Here is a 10011-nt window from a genome sequence, read left to right on the forward strand (position 1 = left end):
TGAGGGGAGATGCGATTGCCCGCGCTCTTGATCATCGCGTCGCGGCGCCCGACGAAGTAGAGCAGGCCGTCAGCCTCGCGCTTCGCCCGGTCGCCTGACCAGACGGCGATTCCGCCATAACGCGACGCGGCAGGAGCAGGCTTGTAGCGCTCGGCCGTACGGACGGGATCCCGCCAGTAGCCTTGCGCCACCAAAGGTCCGCAGTGGACCAGCTCGCCTTCTTCTCCATCCTGAGAAACGTCACCCAACTCATTGATAATGAGTATCTCTGCGTGAGGAATGGCCTTGCCCATCGATGTCGGGTGCGTGTCGACGAGATCGGGATCGAGGTAAGTCGATCGAAACGCTTCCGTCAGCCCATACATCGGGAAGAGCCGCGCCTGAGGGAACAGCGCCCGCAACCGGCGAACGAGATCGACGGTCAATGCGCCGCCGCTGTTGGTCAGCCGTCGCAGACGCGCCGCCGTCTCGGGCGGCCATTCCATCTCCGTGACCTGCACCCACAAGGGCGGGACCGCGGCCAGCGTGGTGATCGCGTGGCGCTCTACCGCCTTCACCAGATCGCGCGGCATCAGGTAGTCGAGCGGCACCACGCAGCCACCGGCGTACCATGTCGAAAGCAGCTGGTTCTGCCCGTAGTCGAACGACAGCGGCAGAACTGCCAGCGTCCGGTCGTCCCGCACCATGCCGAGATAATAGGCGACGCTCTCTGCACCGAGCCACATGTTCGCATGGCTGAGCATGACGCCCTTGGGGCGCCCCGTGGACCCGCTGGTGTAGAGAATCGCCGCCAGATCGTCGGGATCGGCCTGTGAGGGAAGCATCTCGCCGGCCAGTTCGGCAGCCACCGCCAGCGCGTCCGCCTCGCCCAGTTCCCGGCAATCGGCCGGCACGTCGCCAGCCTCCAGCGTCTTGAGCCGGGCCGGCGTTGCGATCAGCAGCACAGCGCCGCTGTCCGACAGGATATGCGCGACCTGAGCGTGCTTGAGCAGCGGATTGACCGGCACATGCACCAGTCCCGCCCGTGCCGCCGCCAGAGGCATCAGGCACGTGAGTTCGCCCTTCGTCGCCCACGTCGCCACCCGCGCGCCCCGCTCGGGGACTTCGCGGGCCAGCCAGGCGGCCAGACGGGAGACACGCGTTCTTAAGTCCTTCCAGCTAAGAACGCCTTCGCGCAGCACCAGCGCATCATCCGCATCGGCGCCTCTCAGCACGAGGTGGTCGAGCGGCAAGACCGGATTTTCGGCGCTGTAAGGCGTTTCGCCGAGCATGGGTGGGCCGGACATGAGAAGAGGAGGCTCCGCGAGGGTACGTGGCAAGTTTGCAGATCGACTATCACTCCGATCTTAAGGAAGTGCAATCGGATGAGGCGCTTGCACGGCTGCTCTCCGACGCGGAGCAACGCGCGCCCTTCGACCGCCTCGCATGGTGGCAGGGTCTTGCCGAGCATTGCGGCATGGCGCCTCTGATCGCGGTGGCGCGGTCTTCCCGGGGCACGGCGGTCCTTCCGCTTTCCGCGAGTTCGGGGCACTTGTCCGCCCTGAGCAACTGGTACACCTTCCGGTTCCGTCCCATTCTCGACGGAGACGCGCCGCTTCGCGACCTCGCCCGAGACCTCGCGCGGCGCTCTCATCGCGTGACGCTGCACGGACTTCCCGATGAAGATCAGACGGCTTCGACGCTCGCCGCCGCTTTCGGCGCGGCGGGATGGCTCGTCCGGCGCGAAGTCTGCGACACCAACCGCATATTGCCGGTCGCAGGGCGCGGCTTCGAGGACTACCTCGCGACCCGCCCGGGAAAGCTGCGCACGACGCTGAAGCGCAAGACCGGCAAGGTCGTGGCCCGCATCCTGACCCGGTTCGACGCCGAAGCCTGGAGCCAGTACGAGGCGATCTACGCCGAAAGCTGGAAGCCCGAGGAAGGCTCACCCGCCTTCCTGCGCGCCTTTGCCGAAGCGGAAGGCGCAGCGGGCCGCCTGCGCCTTGCCCTCGCCCATTCCGCCGACAATCCTGACAGCCCCGCCATCGCTGCCCAGATGTGGACGGTGGAGGGCGGCACTGCCTTCATCCACAAGCTCGCCCATCGCGAGGCCGCGAAGCCGCTGTCCCCCGGCTCGGTGCTGACCGCCGCACTGATGCGCCACGTCATCGAGATCGACCGCGTGGAGCTTGTCGACTTCGGCACCGGCGACGATCCCTACAAGCAGGATTGGATGGACACGCAGCGCCCACGCTTCCGGCTCGACATGTTCCGCCCCTGGAATCCCCGCAACTGGCCTGCTCTTGGCAGGATCGGCCTGCGATCACTTGCCGCAAGTGCGAAGCGCGGCTAGAGGGCGCCGTCAAGAATGACAGATTGCCGAGGGGCCATGCCAGACCAAAACGACCTGCTGCTGCGCCGGATACTGACGGATGTGCTCGGGCTGAAGCCGGGTCAGGCCGATACGTTCGATGCCGACACGGGGCTGTTCGGGCATCTTCCCGAACTCGATTCGATGGCCGTCGCCGGTCTCCTGACCGAGTTGGAAGACCGCCTCGACATCATCATCGAGGATGACGAGATCGAAGGCGAGATGCTGGAAACCTACGGCGCGCTACTCACCTTCGTAGAGGCGAAGCGCGGCTCCTGATGGTTCCCGCACGCTGGCCCTGCCCGCTCCCCGGCGGCGGAACCAGCGAGGAATTCGCGCTGTCCCGTGATGCGGGACGCGAACGCCGCCTGCTGATCGTCCCTGCCCTGTTTGACGAAGCCAACAAGCTGCGGCGCTTCACCGTGGACGTCATGCGGCGACTGGATGCGACAGGGATCGACAGCGTCCTGCTCGACCTGCCAGGCTGCAACGAAAGCCTGCAACCGCTCCATGTGCAGGAGCCTGCCGACTGGCTGGATGCCGTGACCGCCGCCGCGCACCATTTCGGGGCCACGCACGCGCTGGGAATTCGCGGCGGCTGCCTGTTCACACCCCGGCACCTCCCCGCGCTGCACTACGCTCCGGCAAAGGCGTCCGCGATTCTGCGTCAGATGATGCGGGCGCGCATCCTGTCCTCGCGAGAGGCCGGCCGGGAAGAGAACCGCGAGACCCTTTCAGAGGCGGCTCTGGAGCACGGTATCACGCTTGCCGGATACGAACTTGGAGCCGATTTCTACCGTCACTTCGAATCGATGGTCGCGAACGAGACCGCGACCGCCATCGCTCAGGAAGACCTCGGCGGCGGCGGCGGCCTGTGGCTTCGTGCGGAGCCGGACGAAAGCCCGGATCAAGCCGATGCCCTCTCTGCCATCCTTGCAAGGGCAATCGGGCGGTGACGCGGCGGCACTTCACATTCGACTGCGCCGGGGACCGGCTCGTTGCCACGCTTGACGATGCTGCGGGTGCGACCGCGCTTCTGCTGGTGTCGGGCGGCAACGAGATCCGTGCAGGGGCATGGAACGGTCAGGCTCACTTTGCCGCGCGGATCGCTGCGCACGGATTTCCGGTCCTGCGCTTCGACCGCCGGGGTGTGGGCGACAGTGAGGGCGAGAACCGAGGATTTCGGGCGAGCGCTGTCGACATTGCCGCCGCGCTGGAGGCCCTTCGCACCCGGGCTCCGCAGGTACGGCGCGTCATCGGCCTAGGTAACTGCGATGCCGCCAGCGCGCTCATGCTCGCTCGCGGCGCGGGGCTGGACGGTCTGGCCCTCTCCAATCCCTGGACCATCGAGACCGACGAAGAGGACGCGCCCGCCGAAGTGGTCCGCGATCACTACCGGCGGCGCCTTGCCGACCCGGCAGCGATCGGTCGCCTGCTGACGGGCAAGGTTTCGCTGATCAAACTGGCCCGCAGCCTGGCTTCCGCCGCGCGGCCCACGCCTGCTGCGCCGACCGGCCTTGCCGCTGAAATATCGCAAGGGATCGCGGATTTTACAGGCCCCGTCCGCTTCCTGATCGCCGGGCGCGACCGCACCGGCCTCGCCTTTCTCTCGCGATGGGACAAGGCTGACGGGCGCATACGAACTTGCCCCGGGGCCAGCCACAGCTACGTCGAAGCGGATGCGCAGGACTGGCTGCTTGGCCAGGTCCTGGAAATGCTGCGAACCTGAGCGCTCAGGCCCGTGCAAGCGCCTCGGCAAGACCTTCGCGAATCGCGGAAAGTCTGCCGTACCAATCGCCCGTCGGCACTCCTTCCGGCTTCACCACTGCCAGCGACGGGTTACCTTTCACCTCGAAAGGCGACTTTTCGGCAATCGCCTTGGCGGCACCGCGCAAAGTGTACCCCTCGCGATGGACGAGTCGATCGATGTCGCGGATCAGCGCCACGTCTTCCGGACGATAATACCGCCGATTTCCGCTGCGCTTGATCGGCTGAAGGGAAGCAAACTGCTCTTCCCAGTAGCGCAGGACGTGCGGACGAATGGCGAGCGCTTTCGCAACCTCGCCTATGGTTCGCAGCGCCTGCGGCTCTTTCCCGTCATCGAATAGCGGGGATTCGTCGAAAAGCGTCACCTCTGCGGGCGCGCCGAGTCCTGAAACGTCCATACCTGCCTTTTCCCGACGGAATTTTCCGTCAATCGGTGGCGATACGGTCCTTCAGCATCTGGCTGGCACGAAAGGTCATGACGCGCCGAGGCGTGATCGGCACTTCCACGCCGGTCTTGGGGTTGCGGCCGATCCGTTCGCCCTTGTCGCGCAGCAGGAAAGTGCCGAAGCCCGAGATCTTGACGTTCTCGCCATCGCTGAGGGCCGTCGTCATGTGCTGCAGGATCGCTTCCACCATGGCAAGCGACTCGGCACGGGATATGCCCAGCTTGCGATGAATCGCTTCGGCAATCTCGGCCCTGGTCAAAGTATCCGTAGCGCGCATCAATCCCGCATCCCCATAGTGCGCCGATGCGACGGATAATATTAGAAACAGGGAAGAAATCAACGGTGCGTCCAATATTGAACGCAACCGGAGCGGTACTGTCCCCCGTCAGATGCGAATTAGGCTCGCACCCCACGTAAAACCGCCACCCATGGCCTCCAGCATGACCAGATCGCCCTGCTTGATGCGACCGTCGCGCACTGCCACGTCGAGTGCGAGCGGAACCGACGCAGCCGAGGTATTGGCGTGCTGGCCGACCGTCATGACCACCTTTTCGGGCGGCAGGCTGAGCTTCTTCGCCGTCGCATCGAGGATCCGCGCATTGGCCTGATGCGGCACCAGCCAGTCGATGTCAGAGGTGGAAAGACCAGCCTCTTCAATGACTTCACGCAGGACTTCCGCAAGATTGACGACGGCGTGGCGGAAGACCTCACGGCCTTTCATGCGCAGCTTGCCGACCGTCCCCGTGGTCGACGGACCGCCATCGACGAAGAGCAACTGGTTGTGCGCGCCATCGGCGTGAAGCCGGGTCGCGAGGATTCCCCGGGGAGTTTCACCCACCTGTTCCTGTGCCTCCAGCACGACGGCGCCCGCGCCATCGCCGAAGAGCACGCAAGTCGTGCGGTCTTCCCAGTCGAGAATGCGGCTGAAAGTCTCGGCCCCGATGACGAGCGCGCGCCTGGCCATGCCGGTGCGCAGCATCGAATCGGCAACGCCGACGGCATAGAGAAAGCCCGAGCACACCGCAGCAACGTCGAAGGCGATTCCACCGGCACGGCAACCGAGCCGGCTCTGGACGATCGTGGCGCTGGCGGGGAACGTCTGGTCGGGCGTGGCGGTCGCCAGCACGATCAGGTCGATCGATTCGGCATCGATGCCCGCAGCCTCGATCGCCTTGCGCCCCGCTTCGGTGGCGAGGCTGGAGGTCGTCTCGTCGGCTTCGGCGATGTGGCGGTTGGAGATGCCGGTACGTTCGACGATCCATTCGTCGCTGGTATCGACCCGCTCCGCCAGTTCGGCGTTGCTGACGGCATTGCGCGGGAGCGCGGAGCCGGTTCCGATCAGTACCGAACGAATCATCAGGCGCGCTCTTCCTGTACGCCGGTCAGCCCCTTAGGCATGCGCCAGGTCGACCCTCCCAGACGGGCCAGGTCGGCAGAGATACGCTCGGTCACGTTTTCCTCCAGGAGCCGGGCGGTGACCGCCACGGCATTGGCCACGCCTGCAGCATTGGCGCTGCCGTGGCTCTTCACGACAATGCCGTTGAGGCCAAGGAAGACCGCGCCATTGTGATTGTTGGGATCGAGGTGGTGCTTGAGCAGGTCGGTCGCCGGCTTCGAGATCAGGAACCCGATCTTGGAGCGCAGCGAACTGCTGAAGCCGCGGCGCAGCAGGTCCGCGACGAAGCGGGCCGTGCCTTCCACCGCTTTTAGGGCGACGTTGCCGGTAAAACCGTCGGTCACGACCACATCGACGTCGCCGCGGCAGATCTTGTCCGCCTCGGTGAAGCCGTCGAAGGACATCGCAAGGTTTTCGGCCGCGCCCTTGAGCACAGCGGCTGCATCGCGCAGTTCCTCGGTGCCCTTGGTTTCTTCGGTGCCGATGTTGAGCAGACGCACACGCGGTTCGGCGCGGCCAGTGGCCACGCGCGAATAGGCCGCGCCCATGATCGCGAACTGGACCAGGTTGCGGCTGTCGCACTCGGTATTGGCACCGAGGTCGAGCATGATGACGTCGTTGTCGCCCAGCGTCGGCAGCAGGGCCGCCAGTGCAGGACGATCGATGCCGGGCATCGTGCGCAAGGTCAGCTTGGAGATCGCCATCAGCGCGCCGGTATTGCCGCCGCTGACGGCAGCCCCGGCATGGCCGAGCTTCACCGCTTCGATCGCGCGCCCCATGGACGTGCCCTTGGCCCGGCGAAGCGCCTGACTGGGCTTGTCCTCACCGCTGATCACGCCATCGGTGTGCAGGATTTCAGAGCTGGCCCGCAAGTTCGGATGATTTTCGAGCGCGGCCTTGATCCGCACCTCATCACCGACGAGCAGGAACTTGAAACGGTCATGACGGCGGCGCGCAAGCGCGGCGCCTTCAATCATGACGCGCACGCCCTCGTCGCCGCCCATCGCATCGATAGCGATACGCGGCAAACTCATGGGGCTTTCTCCGAAATACGTCGTAGGATCTAAGTCTTAGACTTCGACCGCGACGATTTCACGACCGTTGTAGTGGCCGCAAGAATTGCACAGGTTGTGCGGGCGCTTCAGTTCGCCGCAGTTGCCGCATTCGTGGAATGCTTCAACCTTCAGCGCGTCATGGCTGCGGCGCATGCCCCGGCGGGAGGGCGAAGTCTTTCTTTTAGGGACAGCCATTTCGGCACCTGTTCCTGCAAATACGTGTCTGTCAAAAAGGCCGCCGGTGACCGGGTAGGGACACGGCGGCTTGCGAAGGCGCGCCTATAACCCATTTCACGCGAGTTGCAACCCGTTACTCCCTCCACCATCAAGCCGTCACCAATCGGGAGTACGCCTATATGATTCTGCAGACCACCCTCAGCATGTCCGCCGCAGCAGCCGTCGTCGCCTTCTGGCTGGCGGTGCGTACCGGCAAGGCGCGCATGGCGGCGAAGGTGTGGCACGGAGACGGCGAGAATCCCGTGCTTCTGCGCCGAATGCGCGCCCAGGCCAACTACGGCGAGAGCGCGCCGTTCGTGCTGATGCTGGTCGCCGCTATCGAGCTTTCCGGCAAGGCCGGGCAATGGCTTGCGATCGTCGGCGCACTCTATCTGCTGGCGCGCATCGCCCACGGGATCGGGATGGACAAGGCTGAGAAATCTCCCCTGCGCGCGGCCGGCTTCATCGTCTCGGTGCTGACGTTGCTGGGACTCGCACTGATGGCCGTGCTGATCGCGACGGGGCGATTCTAGACCGGTAGCCCGCGTTTGATCGCCTCGTCGCTGACGTAGGGATTCGTCAGACGCTCCTGTCCGAAAGTGCTCACCGGGCCGTGGCCGGGGACGAAAGTAACGTCGTCCCCGAGCGGCCAGAGCTTCTGCGTGATCGAGTGCAGCAAATCGTCGAGATTGCCGCGCGGGAAGTCCCAGCGGCCGATGCCGTTCTGGAACAATACGTCGCCGACCATGGCGAACTTGCTGGGCTCGTGATGGAAGATGACGTGGCCGGGCGTGTGCCCCGGACAATGAACGACGTCGAGTTCCAGTTCGCCCACGGTGACCTTGTCGCCATCCTCCAGCCAGCGGTCGGGCTCGAAGGTATGTGCTTCCATGTTCCAGCGCGGCCCGTCGTCGTCGAGCTGCGCGATCCAGAAGCGGTCTTCCTCCTGCGGCCCCTCGATCGGCACGCCAAGCTCCTTGGCCAGCACGCCGGCCTGCCCGCAGTGGTCGAGGTGGCCGTGGGTAACGAGGATCTTCTCCAGCGTCACCCCGGTCTTCTCCAGTGCCTGCTTCAGCTTGTGCAGGTCACCGCCGGGATCGACCAGCGCGCCCTTCATCGTGGCCGTACACCACAGGAGCGAGCAGTTCTGCTGGAGGGGCGTGACGGGAATGATCCCCACGCGCATCTGTTGTTCGGTGCCTTGCGTCATGCCCTTGGAAATGGCCGCAGAGCGCCGCGAATGCAACCGGGCTGAAGTTTGTCCGCTTCAGGCGGATTCGGCACCGGCCCACGCCCCCACCCGACCTCCCATCAAGGATACACTAGTGGGAGGTCGGGTGGGGGCGTGGGCCGGTGCCGCTTCAACAGAACAAACTCTAGATGCGCCCGCCCTTCCAGACCACCCTGCCGATCACCTCGACGTCGCGGGCGCCGCATTCGACCGGCGGATAGGCCGGGTTGTCGCTGATCAGAACGACCAGCCCCGGCCGCGAGACGTCGATGCGCTTCACCAGCAGGCTGTCCCCCAGCCGAACGACGTGAATACCGTCGCGCAAGGCACGCAAGGTCCGGTCGACGAGGATTTCATCGCCGTCACGCAGCGTCGGCTCCATCGAATCGCCGCTCACCACGATGGTGGAGAGGTTTTCCGGCTGTAGCCCCATCGACCGCAGCCAGCGCCCGGAGAAGCGGATGGTGTCCACCACCTGCTCTCCTTCGGCCGTCGCCCCCGGCCCCGCCGAGGCCCCTACCGCCAGGCGCGGGACGTCGATCCAGCTGCGTCGGCGTGATTGCTCCGAAACGGCGTAGGAAATTTCCTTCGATTGCCCCAGTTCCGCCTCGTTCACTCCGAAGAACCGTGCGAGCATCCCCCGATCATGCTCCTCCAGCTTGCGCGGGCTGCCCTTGCGGATGAATTGCTGCAGATATGTAGGATTCTTGCCGAGCATGGCCGAGAGTTTGGACAAACTCACGCGCCGCTTCTCGGCCAGTTCCAGCAGGCGCAGACGGGTCGGGTCGCTTACCATTTTGTAATCCGTATCCGTAGGAAATTTCCTAGACATGTAGGATTTAGAACGGAACAAAATAGAAACATCAAGCGAATTCCTACATGAAAGGACCAGACCGGATGCTCCTGCGCGACATCGAGCGCTTCCTACGCCAGACCGACATGCCGTGGACCAAATTCGGCCGCCTTGCCGCGCAGGACCCGCGCTTCGTCGCGGATCTGCGCAACGGCCGGGTGCCCCGTGGCGATACCGCCGCGCGAGTCGAGCGGTTCATGCAGACCTACCTTACCGGCGCCGGGGAGAACCGCCATGCAGTCTGAACTCGTTCGAGAAATGCGCCAGGCTTTCGTGCCCGCAAAGGCCCCGGCACGCGGTCCGTGGCTGCGGCTGCTGTCCGAGGTGCTGGGCCTCGCCGGTTCCGAAGCCGAACTGCTGAGCCATGCCGAGCGCGACTGGGCAAGCGCCACGTTCTCCGGTGCCCGCCACACGATCGCGGTGGCCTTCGAAGGCGCCGAAGCGGTGGTTAAGGGAGAGGCATTCATCGCTGCCCTGCCCGACCACGAATTCACCGTCCCGCGCCATCTCGTGGCCGACGCGGCGTTAACGTCGGTCGAGCACCGGCAGGACCCGCCGCGCATGACCGTGCACATCGAAGTGCTGGTGCTGGTGGACTGCTGAGACCGCACTCCTCCCCGTTGCGCAGCAATGGGGAGGGGGACCGCCGACGCAGTCGGTGGTGGAGGGGTAGCGCGCTCAAAGCCCCCTCCGTCAG

General features: G+C 65.1%; 15 protein-coding genes. 7 read left to right on the forward strand and 8 right to left on the reverse strand.

The window, feature by feature from the left end:
* The coding region (locus HWN72_RS08660; protein ID WP_248005888.1) for an AMP-binding protein at positions 1-1286 on the reverse strand (1286 nt) is incomplete at its 3' end.
* A 26-nt stretch (positions 1287-1312) separates the two neighbouring features.
* On the opposite strand from HWN72_RS08660, the gene HWN72_RS08665 reads away from it, so the two are divergent.
* Genes HWN72_RS08665 through HWN72_RS08680 form a run of 4 tightly spaced genes read left to right on the forward strand, consistent with a single transcriptional unit; the run spans position 1313 to position 4079 of the window.
* Positions 1313-2332 (forward strand): GNAT family N-acetyltransferase, encoded by a 1020-nt coding sequence (locus tag HWN72_RS08665; RefSeq protein WP_008829428.1) that lies wholly within the window; start codon positions 1313-1315, stop codon positions 2330-2332.
* A 36-nt stretch (positions 2333-2368) separates the two neighbouring features.
* Positions 2369-2629 carry a phosphopantetheine-binding protein gene (locus tag HWN72_RS08670; RefSeq protein ID WP_008829427.1) on the forward strand — a complete coding sequence of 87 codons (261 nt, stop codon included), beginning with the start codon at positions 2369-2371 and terminating at the stop codon, positions 2627-2629.
* Positions 2629-3306, forward strand: a complete 678-nt coding sequence (locus HWN72_RS08675) for a hypothetical protein (protein WP_008829426.1) — start codon at positions 2629-2631, stop codon at positions 3304-3306. The genes HWN72_RS08670 and HWN72_RS08675 overlap by 1 nt, the downstream gene beginning before the upstream one ends.
* Positions 3303-4079, forward strand: coding sequence for a hydrolase 1, exosortase A system-associated (locus tag HWN72_RS08680; protein ID WP_008829425.1), 777 nt, complete (start codon positions 3303-3305; stop codon positions 4077-4079). The genes HWN72_RS08675 and HWN72_RS08680 overlap by 4 nt, the downstream gene beginning before the upstream one ends.
* A 4-nt stretch (positions 4080-4083) precedes the next feature.
* Here the strand turns inward: HWN72_RS08680 and HWN72_RS08685 are convergent, their stop codons facing one another.
* The 5 genes from HWN72_RS08685 to rpmF all read right to left on the reverse strand — a co-directional run bounded on the left by HWN72_RS08685 (position 4084) and on the right by rpmF (position 7209).
* Entirely contained in the window at positions 4084-4515 is a 432-nt protein-coding gene (locus HWN72_RS08685; protein WP_008829424.1) for a MerR family transcriptional regulator, read from the reverse strand.
* A gap of 28 nt (positions 4516-4543) precedes the next feature.
* A complete protein-coding gene (locus HWN72_RS08690; RefSeq protein ID WP_008829423.1) occupies positions 4544-4840 on the reverse strand; it encodes an integration host factor subunit alpha in 297 nt (98 codons plus the stop codon).
* Positions 4841-4948: 108 nt separating this feature from the next.
* Complete coding sequence (locus tag HWN72_RS08695; RefSeq protein ID WP_008829422.1) at positions 4949-5920, reverse strand: beta-ketoacyl-ACP synthase III; 972 nt, start codon at positions 5918-5920, stop codon at positions 4949-4951.
* A complete protein-coding gene (gene plsX, locus HWN72_RS08700) occupies positions 5920-6993 on the reverse strand; it encodes a phosphate acyltransferase PlsX (protein ID WP_008829421.1) in 1074 nt (357 codons plus the stop codon). The genes HWN72_RS08695 and plsX overlap by 1 nt, the downstream gene beginning before the upstream one ends.
* Before the next feature lie 36 nt (positions 6994-7029).
* On the reverse strand, positions 7030-7209 hold the full coding sequence (gene rpmF, locus HWN72_RS08705) for a 50S ribosomal protein L32 (protein ID WP_008829420.1): 180 nt from the start codon (positions 7207-7209) through the stop codon (positions 7030-7032).
* 161 nt (positions 7210-7370) lie between these two features.
* On the opposite strand from rpmF, the gene HWN72_RS08710 reads away from it, so the two are divergent.
* Entirely contained in the window at positions 7371-7763 is a 393-nt protein-coding gene (locus HWN72_RS08710) for an MAPEG family protein (protein ID WP_008829419.1), read from the forward strand.
* On the opposite strand, the gene HWN72_RS08715 is transcribed toward HWN72_RS08710, so the two are convergent.
* Positions 7760-8440, reverse strand: coding sequence for an MBL fold metallo-hydrolase (locus HWN72_RS08715; RefSeq protein ID WP_036524398.1), 681 nt, complete (start codon positions 8438-8440; stop codon positions 7760-7762). The genes HWN72_RS08710 and HWN72_RS08715 overlap by 4 nt on opposite strands.
* Before the next feature lie 166 nt (positions 8441-8606).
* The gene (locus tag HWN72_RS08720) at positions 8607-9257 is read right to left on the reverse strand and encodes a S24 family peptidase (protein ID WP_008829417.1); all 651 of its coding nucleotides are present in this window, start codon (positions 9255-9257) and stop codon (positions 8607-8609) included.
* A 101-nt stretch (positions 9258-9358) separates the two neighbouring features.
* On the opposite strand from HWN72_RS08720, the gene HWN72_RS08725 reads away from it, so the two are divergent.
* Both HWN72_RS08725 and HWN72_RS08730 read left to right on the forward strand, forming a co-directional pair.
* On the forward strand, positions 9359-9559 hold the full coding sequence (locus tag HWN72_RS08725) for a hypothetical protein (RefSeq protein ID WP_008829416.1): 201 nt from the start codon (positions 9359-9361) through the stop codon (positions 9557-9559).
* Positions 9549-9917, forward strand: a complete 369-nt coding sequence (locus tag HWN72_RS08730; RefSeq protein WP_008829415.1) for a hypothetical protein — start codon at positions 9549-9551, stop codon at positions 9915-9917. Before HWN72_RS08725 ends, HWN72_RS08730 begins: the two co-directional genes overlap by 11 nt.
* Positions 9918-10011: the final 94 nt, after the last annotated feature.

The organism is Novosphingobium sp. HR1a (genome assembly GCF_015594425.1).
In the GTDB taxonomy this organism is placed as follows: domain Bacteria; phylum Pseudomonadota; class Alphaproteobacteria; order Sphingomonadales; family Sphingomonadaceae; genus Novosphingobium; species Novosphingobium resinovorum_A.

Bases quoted from the DNA above. Each gene is read 5' to 3' on its own strand.
- plsX (WP_008829421.1), bottom strand. From the start codon at position 6,993: ATGAGTTTGCCGCGTATCGCTATCGATGCGATGGGCGGCGACGAGGGC.
- HWN72_RS08685 (WP_008829424.1), bottom strand. From the start codon at position 4,515: ATGGACGTTTCAGGACTCGGCGCGCCCGCAGAGGTGACGCTTTTCGAC.
- HWN72_RS08695 (WP_008829422.1), bottom strand. From the start codon at position 5,920: ATGATTCGTTCGGTACTGATCGGAACCGGCTCCGCGCTCCCGCGCAAT.
- HWN72_RS08690 (WP_008829423.1), bottom strand. From the start codon at position 4,840: ATGCGCGCTACGGATACTTTGACCAGGGCCGAGATTGCCGAAGCGATT.
- HWN72_RS08715 (WP_036524398.1), bottom strand. From the start codon at position 8,440: ATGACGCAAGGCACCGAACAACAGATGCGCGTGGGGATCATTCCCGTC.
- HWN72_RS08670 (WP_008829427.1), top strand. From the start codon at position 2,369: ATGCCAGACCAAAACGACCTGCTGCTGCGCCGGATACTGACGGATGTG.
- HWN72_RS08730 (WP_008829415.1), top strand. From the start codon at position 9,549: ATGCAGTCTGAACTCGTTCGAGAAATGCGCCAGGCTTTCGTGCCCGCA.
- HWN72_RS08675 (WP_008829426.1), top strand. From the start codon at position 2,629: ATGGTTCCCGCACGCTGGCCCTGCCCGCTCCCCGGCGGCGGAACCAGC.
- HWN72_RS08710 (WP_008829419.1), top strand. From the start codon at position 7,371: ATGATTCTGCAGACCACCCTCAGCATGTCCGCCGCAGCAGCCGTCGTC.
- HWN72_RS08720 (WP_008829417.1), bottom strand. From the start codon at position 9,257: ATGGTAAGCGACCCGACCCGTCTGCGCCTGCTGGAACTGGCCGAGAAG.
- rpmF (WP_008829420.1), bottom strand. From the start codon at position 7,209: ATGGCTGTCCCTAAAAGAAAGACTTCGCCCTCCCGCCGGGGCATGCGC.
- HWN72_RS08725 (WP_008829416.1), top strand. From the start codon at position 9,359: ATGCTCCTGCGCGACATCGAGCGCTTCCTACGCCAGACCGACATGCCG.